Consider the following 12,039-nt stretch of genomic DNA (forward strand, 5'->3'; position numbering starts at 1 on the left):
CATGAACTTCTCGACCCGCCCCGCCACCCTCGACGATGCACCCGCGATCCGTCAGCTGATCGCCGCGGCCGAACAGCTCTGGCACGGAGAGACCGAGCGCGCCCCGGACCAGGTGGCCGCCGACCTCCAACGGCCCCTCATCACGCTGGACCTCGACACCCGGGTGGTCGCAGCGAACGGCGAGATCGTCGCGTGGGCCTGGGTTCACGGTGGGCGGCGCGCGCAGGTCGACGTGCATCCGTCGTCCGTCGGTCGCGGCCTCGGGACCCAGCTGCTCGACTGGGCGGAGGCCCGGGCCCGCGAGCACGGCAGCGACTGGCTCGCGCAGACGGTCGACGATGCGGACGAGGCCGGTACGGCGTTGCTCCGGTCCCGCGGGTACGACGTACTCGCGACGAACTGGTTGCTCGAGCGGCCCGTCTCGGGCGCTGTGCCCACGTTGCCCGACGGCGTCACGCTGCGGCCGTTCGCGTCCGGTGACGAGCTGGCCGTGCACCAGGTTCTGCAGGACGCGTTCGACGAGTGGCAGCCGCGGCGGCACGAGTACGACGAGTGGGCCGGGATGACCATCGAGCGCTCGAGCTTCGACCCCGAGCTGTCACCGGTAGCGGTCGCCGGCGACGAGATCGTCGGCGCCGCGATCAGCCTCGATCTCCCGGACTCGCCCGACGGGTACGTCGACCAGGTCGCCGTACGGCGGGACTTCCGCGGCCGCGGCCTGGCCCGAGCACTCCTGACCAACGCGGCCCTGGGAGCAGGCCGCCGCGGTAAGCAGACGCTGACGCTCTGGACGCACTCCGGCACCGGCGCGCTGGCGATGTACCAGCGGCTGGGGATGTCGGTACGCCGCAGCACGACCGTCTACCGCACCGCGCTCTGACCACCAGCACGTCGCGAACTGTTGACACACCGCCGTGAGAGCGCTCCCATGGACTCATCCACCGCCCCTGGAGGTCGACATGCGTATCCGCCCCATCGCACTCGCCCTGGCCCTCCCGCTGCTCGCCCCGCTGATCGCCGTCGTGGCGATCGGCGGGTCGGCGGAGGCCAACGTCCCACCGCCGCCCGCCGGCTGGACCACCGTCTGGAGCGACGACTTCGACGGTGCCGGCGGCACGCTGCCGTCCGCTGCCAACTGGATCATCGACACCGGCCACGGCTACCCGGGCGGTCCCGGGAACTGGGGTACCGGCGAGATCCAGAACTACACGAACAGCCCGAACAACCTGTCCCTCGACGGCACCGGAAACCTGCGCATCACGCCGCGCCGCGACGGCGCCGGCAACTGGACCTCCGCCCGGGTCGAGACGCAACGGAGCGACTTCAAACCTCCTGCCGGCGGGGTGCTGGCGATCGAGAGCCGCATCCAGATGCCGAACGTCACCGGTGACGCCGCGCTCGGGTACTGGCCGGCGTTCTGGGCGCTCGGTGCGCCGTACCGCGGGAACTACTGGAACTGGCCGGGCATCGGCGAGTTCGACATCATGGAGAACGTCAACGGGATCAACTCCGTCTGGGGCGTGCTGCACTGCGGAGTGAACCCCGGCGGCCCGTGCAACGAGACCAGTGGGATCGCCAACAGTCAGGCCTGCCCGGGCACGACCTGCCAGGCCGGGTTCCACACGTACCGCTTCGAATGGGACACGAGCATCTCGCCGAACCAGTTGCGCTGGTACGTCGACGGACAGCAGTTCCACTCGATCAGTCAGGGCCAGCTGCCCGCGGACACGTGGACGAACATGACCTCGCACGCCGGGTACTTCGTGCTGCTGAACGTCGCGATCGGCGGAGCGTTCCCGGACGCGCTGAACGGCCCGACCCCGCGGGCCTCGACGGTGCCCGACAAGCCGATGATCGTGGACTACGTGGCCGTGTCGTCGAAGGGCGGGGGCACCACCCCGCCGACCACACCTCCGCCGGGTGGCGGCGGTAGCGCGTACAGCACGCTTCAGGCCGAAGCGTTCCAGCAGCAGGGCGGGACGGGTGTCGAGACGACCTCCGACACCGGTGGCGGCCAGAACCTGATGCAGGTCGGCAACGGCGACTGGGCCCTCTACCGCAGCATCGACTTCGGCAGCACGCCGGCAACCCAGTTCGTCGCCCGGGTAGCGTCCGGCGCCGCAGGCGGAGTCAGCGGCCTGGTCGAAGTACGTCTGGACAGCCGCACCAACGCCCCGATCGGCAGCTTCGCCATCGCCAACACCGGCGGCTGGCAGTCCTGGCGATCGGTCCCCGCCAACATCACCGCAGTCACCGGCGTCCACGACGTCTACCTGACCTTCACCAGCGGCCAGCCCGCCGACTTCGTCAACGTCAACTGGTTCACGTTCGGCCACTGAGGGTGCCAGCACCTATCCTTCGCGTATGTCTGATGTGCAGGGTGGGCCGGGGGCCCTGTTTGCGATCGGTGGCGCCGAGGACAAGCTGAAGAAGCGGACGGTGCTGCAGGAGTTCGTCGACGCGGCCGGCGGGTCCAAGGCGCGGATCGTGGTGGTTCCCACCGCGTCCGCGCTCGGGCCCGACGTCGTCGACGTGTACCGGGCGCTGTTCGCGGCGCTCGGCGCCGAGAGCGTCGTCGGCGTGCGTCCGGAGAACCGGGAGGACGCGGACGACCCGGCGTTCATCTCGCCGCTCAACGACGCCACCGGGGTGTTCATGACCGGGGGCAACCAACTGAAGCTCGCGGGCGTCGTGACCGGTACGGCGTTCGGCCGCGCGGTCACCGCCGCTCACGCGCGGGGCGCGGCCGTCGGCGGTACGTCGGCCGGCGCGAGCATCCTCGCCGAACACATGATCGCGTTCGGCCGCTCCGGCGCCACCCCGCGGCAGCGGATGAGCCAGCTGTCCGGCGGACTCGGCCTGGTGCAGGGCGCGATCGTCGACCAGCACTTCGCGCAGCGCAACCGGTACGGCCGGCTGCTGTCGCTCGTCGCCCAGTCCCCCGGCCTGCTCGGGATCGGCGTCGACGAGGACACCGCGGCGGTCGTTCGCGGCACCCACCTGGAGGTCGTCGGCCGGGGCGCGGTGACGATCTTCGACGGCACCCGGATCACGTCGAACGCCCACAACGCCAAGCGGTCCGAGCCGATTCTCGCGTCCGGCGTCGTCCTGCATGTGCTGCCGGCCACGGCGACGTTCGATCTGCAGGACCGGGTGCTGCTGTCGTACGGCCCGCAGCCGCCGGCCGAGGAGATCGCCGAGATGGCCGCCGCCGAGGCCGATCTGCGCAAGCTCGCCAAGGAGATCGCGGCCGAGGGCGTGTCGCCGAGGTACTACGAGGAGCGGAAGCGGCGCGCGGGCCGCCGTACGGCGAAGTCGGCCACGGCGGCCAGGTCCGCGATCGGGGCCGGGGAGTCCAGACCGGGGGCGACCGAGCCCCTGAGCAGATCAACACAGGCGGCCGGCGCCGACCCCGTCTCCCCCGACCCGACGCGAGCAGACAACGGAAACCCATGACCGAAACGCACGGCACCCCGGCCCCGGACCTGAAGATCATCGAGACCCGCGTCTACCGCGGCCCGAACATCTGGAGCTACGACCCCGCGATCCACCTGGTCGTCGACCTCGGCTCGCTCGAGAACTTCCCGTCGAACACGATCCCCGGCTTCACCGAGCGGCTGCTCGCGGACCTCCCCCGGCTCGACCAGCACCACTGCTCGCGCGGCCGCAAGGGCGGGTTCATCGAGCGCCTGTACGAAGGCACCTGGCTCGGCCACATCGCCGAACACGTCTCGCTGCAGCTCCAGCAGGAGGCCGGCCACGACATGCGCCGCGGCAAGACGCGCCAGGTCAAAGGCTCGCCCGGCGTCTACAACATCACCTACGCGTACGCCGACGAACCCGTCGGGCTCGCGGCGGGTGAGCTCGCCGTACGGTTCGTGAACAACCTCGTGCAGCCGGACCCTGCGTTCGACTTCACCACCGAGCTGGAGAAGTTCATCAAGCAGGCCGAGCGGACCGCGTTCGGGCCGTCCACGCAGGCGATCGTGGACGAGGCGGTGTCCCGGGACATCCCGTGGATCCGGCTCAACAAGGCCAGCCTGGTCCAGCTCGGGCAGGGCGTGCACGCGAAGCGGATCCGGGCCACGATGACGTCCGAGACCGGCTCGATCGCCGTCGACGTCGCCAGCGACAAGGACCTGACCACCCGGCTGCTCGCGTCGGCCGGTCTGCCGGTGCCGCGGTCGGAGTCGGTCCGCGCGGTCGAGGACGCCGTCTCGCTCGCCAACAAGATCGGCTACCCGGTCGTGTGCAAGCCGCTCGACGGCAACCACGGCCGCGGCGTCTGCCTGAACCTGCAGGACGCGGCCGCGGTCCGGGAGGCGTTCCCGATCGCGGCCGAGCAGTCCCGGCGCGGGTACGTGATCGTGGAGAACTTCGTCACCGGCAAGGACTACCGGTGCCTGATCATCAACGGCCGGATGGAGGCGATCGCCGAACGCGTGCCCGCGCATGTCGTCGGCGACGGCGTGCACACCGTGGCCGAGCTCGTCGACATCACCAACGCCGACCCGCGGCGCGGTGTCGGGCACGAGAAGATCCTGACCCGGATCACGATCAACAACGCGGCCCGTCAGCTGGTGCGCGACCAGGGTTTCGACCTGGACGACGTACCGCCGGAGGACGTGATGGTGAAGCTCACGCTGACCGGCAACATGTCCACCGGCGGGATCTCGATCGACCGGACCTGGGAGGCGCACCCGGAGAACGTCGAGATCGCCGAGGAGGCCGCCCGGATGATCGGGCTGGACATCGCCGGGATCGACTTCATCTGCCCCGACATCACCCAGCCGGTGCGCGAGACCGGCGGCGCGATCTGCGAGGTGAACGCGGCGCCCGGGTTCCGGATGCACACCAACCCGACGATCGGCGAACCGCAGTACATCGCGAAGCCGGTGGTCGACATGCTGTTCCCGCCCGGTGCGGTCAGCCGGATCCCGATCGTCGCGGTCACCGGGACGAACGGCAAGACGACCACGTCGCGGATGATCAGCCACGTCTTCAAGGGCATGGGCCGCAAGGTCGGAATGACGTCGACCGACGGCATCGTGATCGACGAGCGGCTGGTGATCCGGCAGGACGCGTCCGGCCCGAAGTCGGCGCGGATGGTGCTGCAGAACCCGCGCGTCGACTTCGCGGTGTTCGAGGTGGCGCGCGGCGGGATCCTGCGGGAAGGGCTCGGGTACGAGCGCAACGACGTGGCCGTCGTCCTGAACGTGCAGCCGGATCACCTGGGTCTGCGCGGGATCGACACGCTCGAACAGCTGGCCGACGTGAAGGCCGTGCTGGTTGAGGCGGTGCCGCGGACCGGGTACGCCGTACTGAACGCCGACGACCCGCTGGTACGCAAGATGCGCCGGAAGTGCTCCGGGCAGGTCGTGTGGTTCAGCATGGCCGAGCCGGGCAGCGAGGTCCGCGACTACATCGAGGGACACTGCCGCCGCGGCGGGCGGGCCGTGGTGCTGGAGCGCTCGGACCTGGGCGACATGATCGTGGTCAAGCACGGGCGCCGGTCGATGCAGCTCGCGTGGACCCATTTGCTGCCGGCAACGTTCGGCGGGCGGGCGATGATGAACGTGCAGAACGCGATGGCGGCGGCCGCGGCGGCGTTCGCGGCCGGTGCGCCGCTGCACGACATCCGGCAGGGGCTGCGGACGTTCAACACGTCGTACTACCTGTCGCCGGGCCGGCTGAACGAGATCGACGTCGACGGCCGCAGCGTGATCGTCGACTACTGCCACAACGCGCCGGCGATGCGGATGCTCGGCGACTTCGTCGACCGGCTCGGGGAGAGCCTGAGCGCATCGTCCGAGGTCGGGCGGCCGTCGCGGATCGGCGTGATCGCGACCGCGGGCGACCGGCGCGACGACGACATCCGCGAACTCGGTGAGGTCGCGGCGCAGCACTTCGACGTGGTCGTCGTCCGCGAGGACGCCCGCCTGCGCGGGCGCAAGCGCGGCGAGTCGGCAGGTCTCGTGCAGTCCGGCGTCCAGGCCGCGATGGACAGCGGTGCGCGGTGCCGCCGGGTGGACGTCGTACTGGACGAGCTCGAGGCGGTGCGGTTCGCTCTGGGGCGGTCGAACCCGGGTGATCTCGTCGTGCTGTGCGTCGACCAGCATCAGTCGGTACTCGCGGAACTCGAATCGGTGTCGCACCTCGCGCAGGCCGGGGCGCGGTCGGGTGACGAGGGCGGCGACCCCGACTTCGTGCAACCCGACGAAGAGATCACAGACGAGTCGCCGCGGGAACTTGCCTAGGGCAAGTCTCGTTGGCCGTTGCGTGAAGACGAAGTTGCTGTTGCTGCTGGTGCCGTTCCTGCTGGGCGCGTGCGGATCGAATGCGACCCAGGAGGCGGCGGTCAGCACCCCCGGCATCCTGGTCGAGGACGCGTGGGTGCGGGCGACGACCGGCGCGAAGGACACCACGATGACGGCCGCGTTCCTGTCGCTGACCAATCCCGGTGACACCGAGGTGAAGTTGACCTCGGCAACTTCACCGATCGCCGCGGTGGTGCAGTTGCACGAGATGGCGATGCAGGACGGCAAGATGGTGATGCGCGAGAAGCCCGGCGGCATCACCGTCCCCGCCGGCTCCCACACCCACCTGTCCCCCGGCGGCGACCACATCATGCTGATGTCCCTGAAACAGCCACTGAAGCCGGGCGACGAGGTCCCGCTCACGCTCAAGTTCTCCGACAACACAACCCACGACCTGAAGGTCCCGGTGAAGGCGTTCACCGAAGAGGAAGAGCACTACCACCCGACCCCCAGCACCAAGTGACTACCAGACGACAGTTCTTCGGGTACGCCGGTGCGGCCGCAGCCGGCGCCGCGGCGACCGGTGGTGCTGTCGTTGCCCTGGCCAAGGACAGCACCACACCTGAGCCCGTCTCCCGGACGATCTCGCCGTACGGGGAGCATCAGGTGGGGATTGCTCGTGGGGCGCCGGCTTCGGCTGAGTTGGTGGCGTTCCGGCTGGCCACGGATCGGGCGGGGCTCGGGCGGTTGATGCGGTTGTGGACGAGTGACATCGTCGCGCTGACCGATGGACGACCGGCGCCTGGGGACACCGCGCCGGAGCTGGCCGTGCCCAACAAGGGCGTGACGGTGACGGTCGGGTTCGGCCCGCGGGTGTTCGACCTGACCGGACAAAAGCCCCGAGGACTGGACGATCTTCCCGTCATGAAGCACGACCGGCTGCAAACCACCTGGTCGGGCGGGGACCTGCTGCTGATGGTCGGCGCCGACGACGCGGTCAGCGTGGTGCACGCCGTACGACGACTGATCGCCGACGCCAAGCCGTTCGCGACCCCGCTCTGGCGCCAGACCGGCTTCTGGGACAGCACCGGCGCGAACGGCGAACCGGTCACCGGTCGCAACCTCTTCGGCCAGGTCGACGGCACCGGCAACCCGGCCTTCGGTACGCCGGAGTTCGACGACACCGTCTGGTCCACCGAAGACGGGTTCCGCGGCGGTACGACCCTCGTCGTACGCCGGATCCGCCTGAACCTCGACACCTGGGACGAACTCACCCGCTCCGAGCAGGAACGCGCCGTCGGCCGCAAACTCTCGACCGGCGCGCCCCTCACCGGCACCGCCGAACACGACGAACTCGACCTCGAGGCCCGCGACGCCGACGGCCGGCTCGTCATCGCCCGGAACGCCCACGCCCGCCTCTCGCACCACTCCGAGAACGACGGCCGCCGCATCTTCCGCAAGGGCCTGAACTACGTTCACGACACGGGCGCGACCCGCGAGTCCGGCCTGATCTTCCTCAGCCACCAGGCCGACATCGCAGGCCAGTTCCTCCCCCTGCTGACCCGCCTGGACGCGGTCGACGCCCTCAACGAATGGACCACCACGATCGGCTCCGCGGTCTTCGCCCTCCCACCCGGGTTCCAGCCCGGCGAATGGATCGGCCAGTCACTCCTGAGCTGACTGCACGCTGGGACGCCGGGACAGCAGACGGCGGCGGGGTTCCTGCTGGTCGATCCAGTCGAGGTCGTCGGACAGTACGGCGTCGTTCGACTTGTCGGCGTACGGGTCCGGGGGCGGCGGTGGCGGCGGCAGGGCGCGGAGCTTGAGGGCCACCATCGGGATCGCGAGCAGGACGCCGACGACCATCCACGGCCAGTACTCGCGCAGCAACGGCTCGAACGACTGGAAGAAGGCCTCGGTCGACGCGTCACCGACCGCGTCCATCGGCTTCCCGGTCGACTGGCTGACCAGGCGGACGGACGCGACGATCCCGAAGCACACCAGGTAGAACCCGGTCAGCGGGATCCAGGACCCCACCGACCGCCAGCCGCGCTTCCAGCAGGCGATGTAGAGCAGGATCGCGAGACCGGCGCCGACGAGCAGGCCGTTCAGCTGCCACAGCCACTGCCAGTCGGCGAGTTGCTCGGCCGGCCGCAGCGCGGTCCAGGCCACCGGAAGGGCCAGCGCGAACGCCGCGACGACCGTACTCCTGGCGCCCAGGGCACCGAAGAACGCGCCAACAGCGCTTGCCACCAGCAACGTGATCAGCAGGTCGCGCTGCCCGAACGAGTTCCCGGTCAGCCACCACATGCCCGCGGCAACGACCAGCACGACAGGTACGGCGATCCGGATCCGTCCGATCAGCAGCCCGGCCAGCACGCCACCGGCGAACCCGCCGAGCACCACCAGGTCGATCCGCGGCGGCACGAAGTACGTCGTACCCTCCGGCAGCCCCTTCAGATACGTCGCGGAGAAGCCGCCCACGAACCAGGCGACCACCGCGGCCGGAATCGACCACAGGTAGCGCATCACACCCCGTTCCCACCCCGAGCGGGCGGGCCGACGGGGCTAGTGCTGGGCTCTCTCGACCTTGCTCTTCAAGGTCTCCGGTGTGTCGACAGTAGCTCCCTCGGACCGCAACCACTCGTCAAGACTCGCCCGATGCTGCAGAGACATGACCGCCACCACATCGCCGGGGCGTGCCTCCGCGACCAGGGCCTGGGTCGCCGCGAGCTCGGTCGGGAACGCCGGTACGTCGGTCACACCGACCGACGCGGCGCCCGCGCGGAACACCGCCTCGAGCTCCTCCGGCGGCCGACCACGCAGATAGTCGCTCTTGTGGCCGATCGCGACCCGGTCGGCCGCCCGCGCACCCATCGCCCCGAGCGCCGAGACCATGTCGTCGGCCCGGTCGCCCGGCGATCCGAGCGCCAGCATCAGCCGGCCGCCCTCCGGCCGGACGCCGTTCATGATCTCGAGCAGCGCCTCCAGCCCGGCCTCGTTGTGCGCGAGGTCGATGACGACGGTGAAGTCGCGCAGCGAGTACATGTTCATCCGGCCGGGGTTGTTCTCGTTCGGCGCGAAGGTGCTCAGGCCCTCGACCACCGCCGCCCGCGGCAGCCCGAGACCGAGCGCCGCCGACGCCGCCGCGAGGGTGTTCTCGACGTTGTAGTGCGACAGCCCGGACAGCGTCATCGGTACGTCGACGACCTTGAGCAACGGCTCCGGGTCGCGGGCGGCGTCGAGCACCGTGACGAACCCGTCGAGCACGGTCGTCGCCCGGCCGCCCTCGTCGAGCACGGTCCGGATCGACGGGGAGTCGGGGTCGCGGGAGAACACCCAGCACTTGGCCGGCGAGCCGAGCCGCATCGCGAACGTCCGCGGGTCGTCGCCGTTCACCACGCACCAGCCGCGCGGCCGGGTGATGTGCGTGATCACCGCCTTCACCTCGGCGAGTTGGTCGACGGTGTCGATCCCGCCCAGGCCGAGATGGTCCGCGCTGATGTTGGTGACCACCGAGACGTCGTTGTACGCGACTCCGATGCCGCGGCGCAGGATCCCGCCGCGGGCGGTCTCGGTCACCGCGAGCTGGATCCCTGGCTGGGACAGCACCTGCCCGGCGCCACTCGGGCCGGAGAAGTCGCCGTACTTCACCAGTTCACCGTCGAAGTACACGCCGTCGGTGCTCGACCAGCCGACGTGCAGCCCGGCGGCGCGCCCGATGTGCGCGATCATCCGCGACGTCGTGGTCTTGCCGTTCGTCCCGGTGACCGCGACCACGGGCACCTTCGGCCGTAGCGTCGGCGGCGGGTTGCCCGGCGGCTCGTCCCGCACCCGCTCGCCGACGGTGTGGATGAGTTCGGTCAGATCATCGGCGCCGAAGGCATCCAGCACCTCGACGATCGCCGCTCCGAGCGCCCGCGCGCGTCCTTCGTGCGCCCACGGGAACGCCACGACGAGCCGCCGTACGTCGGACTCCGGGCGGACCCGTACGCCGATCCGCCCGATCCCGGCCTCCCGGGCGATCCGCCGGACGACGTGACCGGCGACCCGGATCGCGAACCGCTGCCGGAACCCGGAGCCGATCCGGCCGGGGCGGGTGGCGCCGAGACCGATCGCCTGTCCGTACGCCTTCGCCGCCGGTGCGGGCGCGTCCGCGATCGCCGACACGTCCAGCGTCAGCTTGATCGCGGCGCGACTGAAGTAGAGATTGGCGCCGTCCAGAACGCGGAGCTCAACGAGCGAGGTGGCCACCTATCACGCTCCCATCGCGTGGTAACCGCCGTCGACGTGGATGATCTCGCCGGTGGTCGCGGGGAAGAAGTCACTGAGCAGGGCGACGATGGTGCGCCCGGTCGGCTCCAGGTCGGACGGGTCCCAGCCCAGCGGGGCGCGGTCCAGCCACGGCTCCTCGAACTTCTCGAAGCCCGGGATAGCCTTCGCAGCCAGGGTCTTCAGCGGGCCGGCCGAGACCAGGTTGCAGCGGATGCCCTGGGCGCCGAGGTCGCGTGCCAGGTACCGGTTCGTGGACTCCAGAGCGGCCTTGGCCACCCCCATCCAGTCGTACCCGGGCCAGGCCACTGTCGCGTCGAAGGTCATCCCGACGACGCTGCCGCCACGGCTCATCAGCGGCGCGCAGGTCACGGCCAGCGCCTTCAGGCTGTACGCCGACACGTGGACGGCCTGCGCCACGTCGTCCCACGGACCGTCCAGGAACTTGCCGCCGAGGATCGTCTCCGGGTTGCCGTACGCGATCGAGTGCACGACCCCGTCGAGGCCGTCGACGTGCTCCCGGACGGCGTCCGGCAGCGCGGCCAGGTGCTCTGCGTTCGTGACGTCGAGCTCCAGGACCGGAGGCTCGGTCGGCAGCCGTTTCGCGATCCGCTTGGTGATGCTCAGCGCGCGGCCGAAGTTCGAGATCAGCACGGTGGCGCCTTGTTCCTGCGCCACCTTGGCCGTGGCGAAACCGATCGACGAGTCGAGGGTGACTCCGGCGACCAGGATCCGCTTGCCGTCGAGGATGCCCACCGGCACGCCCTTTCTACGAGACGAGTTAGTTGCCCATGCCGATGCCGCCGTCGACCGGGATCACCGCGCCGGTGATGTAGCCGGCCTCTTCCGACGACAGCCAGCGGACCGCGTTCGCGATCTCCTCGGTCAGACCGAAGCGGCCGAGCGGGATCTGGCTCAGGTACTGCTTCTGGGTCTCCTCCGGCAGCACCGCGGTCATGTCGGTCTCGACGAAGCCGGGCGCGACCACGTTCGCGGTGATGCCGCGGCTGCCCAGCTCGCGGGCGATCGAGCGGGCCATGCCGATCAGGCCGGACTTGCTGGCCGCGTAGTTCACCTGGCCGGGTGAGCCGAGCAGGCCGACCACGGAGGAGATGAACACGATCCGGCCCTTGCGCAGCCGCAGCATGCCCTTCGCGGCCCGCCGCGCGACCCGGAACGACCCGGTCAGGTTGGTCTCGATGACCGCGTCCCAGTCGTCGTCGGACATCCGCAGCAGCAGCGTGTCGCGGGTGATGCCGGCGTTCGCCACCAGCACCTCGACCGGCCCGTGCTGCTCTGCGATCGTGTCGAAGGCGGCATCGACCTGTGCCTGGTCGGTGATGTCGCACTTCACGCCGAGGAAGCCCTCCGGCGGCGGGCTGGTGTTGTACGTGACGGCGACCTGGTCGCCCGCCTCCTTGAACGCGGTCGCGATCGCCAGCCCGATCCCCCGGCTACCGCCGGTCACCAACACAGACCTACCCACAAGCGCTCCTCACATCGTCGGACG

General features: G+C 70.3%; 10 protein-coding genes. 6 read left to right on the forward strand and 4 right to left on the reverse strand.

Going from position 1 to position 12,039, the window contains the following annotated elements; genetic code table 11:
- Position 1: 1 nt before the first annotated feature.
- From E0H50_RS36260 to E0H50_RS36285, 6 genes are all read left to right on the forward strand, one after another.
- Positions 2-880: a GNAT family N-acetyltransferase gene (locus tag E0H50_RS36260; protein WP_131295541.1), complete on the forward strand. Its 879-nt coding sequence runs from the start codon at positions 2-4 to the stop codon at positions 878-880.
- 79 nt (positions 881-959) lie between these two features.
- A complete protein-coding gene (locus tag E0H50_RS36265; RefSeq protein WP_131295542.1) occupies positions 960-2,339 on the forward strand; it encodes a glycoside hydrolase family 16 protein in 1,380 nt (459 codons plus the stop codon).
- Positions 2,340-2,364: 25 nt separating this feature from the next.
- Entirely contained in the window at positions 2,365-3,456 is a 1,092-nt protein-coding gene (locus E0H50_RS36270) for a cyanophycinase (RefSeq protein WP_131295543.1), read from the forward strand.
- Positions 3,453-6,257 carry a cyanophycin synthetase gene (gene cphA, locus E0H50_RS36275; protein ID WP_131295544.1) on the forward strand — a complete coding sequence of 935 codons (2,805 nt, stop codon included), beginning with the start codon at positions 3,453-3,455 and terminating at the stop codon, positions 6,255-6,257. The genes E0H50_RS36270 and cphA overlap by 4 nt, the downstream gene beginning before the upstream one ends.
- 22 nt (positions 6,258-6,279) lie before the next feature.
- Complete coding sequence (locus E0H50_RS36280; RefSeq protein ID WP_238151599.1) at positions 6,280-6,780, forward strand: copper chaperone PCu(A)C; 501 nt, start codon at positions 6,280-6,282, stop codon at positions 6,778-6,780.
- The gene (locus E0H50_RS36285; protein WP_131295545.1) at positions 6,777-7,937 is read left to right on the forward strand and encodes a Dyp-type peroxidase; all 1,161 of its coding nucleotides are present in this window, start codon (positions 6,777-6,779) and stop codon (positions 7,935-7,937) included. The genes E0H50_RS36280 and E0H50_RS36285 overlap by 4 nt, the downstream gene beginning before the upstream one ends.
- Here E0H50_RS36285 and E0H50_RS36290 read toward each other — a convergent pair.
- Genes E0H50_RS36290 through fabG form a run of 4 tightly spaced genes read right to left on the reverse strand, consistent with a single transcriptional unit; the run spans position 7,923 to position 12,015 of the window.
- Positions 7,923-8,786 carry a hypothetical protein gene (locus E0H50_RS36290; protein WP_131295600.1) on the reverse strand — a complete coding sequence of 288 codons (864 nt, stop codon included), beginning with the start codon at positions 8,784-8,786 and terminating at the stop codon, positions 7,923-7,925. The two genes, E0H50_RS36285 and E0H50_RS36290, sit on opposite strands and share 15 nt — an antisense overlap.
- Positions 8,787-8,825: 39 nt before the next feature.
- Positions 8,826-10,511 (reverse strand): Mur ligase family protein, encoded by a 1,686-nt coding sequence (locus tag E0H50_RS36295; protein ID WP_131295546.1) that lies wholly within the window; start codon positions 10,509-10,511, stop codon positions 8,826-8,828.
- A gap of 3 nt (positions 10,512-10,514) precedes the next feature.
- Positions 10,515-11,285, reverse strand: a complete 771-nt coding sequence (gene fabI / locus E0H50_RS36300; RefSeq protein ID WP_131295547.1) for an enoyl-ACP reductase FabI — start codon at positions 11,283-11,285, stop codon at positions 10,515-10,517.
- Positions 11,286-11,310: 25 nt separating this feature from the next.
- Positions 11,311-12,015, reverse strand: coding sequence for a 3-oxoacyl-[acyl-carrier-protein] reductase (fabG, locus tag E0H50_RS36305; protein WP_131295548.1), 705 nt, complete (start codon positions 12,013-12,015; stop codon positions 11,311-11,313).
- Positions 12,016-12,039: the final 24 nt, after the last annotated feature.

Source organism: Kribbella sindirgiensis (assembly GCF_004331435.1).
Lineage (GTDB): Bacteria > Actinomycetota > Actinomycetes > Propionibacteriales > Kribbellaceae > Kribbella > Kribbella sindirgiensis.

Excerpts from the sequence above, each read along its gene's own strand:
- E0H50_RS36260 (WP_131295541.1), top strand. The coding sequence starts at position 2 with ATGAACTTCTCGACCCGCCCCGCCACCCTCGACGATGCACCCGCGATC.
- E0H50_RS36265 (WP_131295542.1), top strand. The coding sequence starts at position 960 with ATGCGTATCCGCCCCATCGCACTCGCCCTGGCCCTCCCGCTGCTCGCC.
- E0H50_RS36270 (WP_131295543.1), top strand. The coding sequence starts at position 2,365 with ATGTCTGATGTGCAGGGTGGGCCGGGGGCCCTGTTTGCGATCGGTGGC.
- cphA (WP_131295544.1), top strand. The coding sequence starts at position 3,453 with ATGACCGAAACGCACGGCACCCCGGCCCCGGACCTGAAGATCATCGAG.
- E0H50_RS36290 (WP_131295600.1), bottom strand. The coding sequence starts at position 8,786 with ATGCGCTACCTGTGGTCGATTCCGGCCGCGGTGGTCGCCTGGTTCGTG.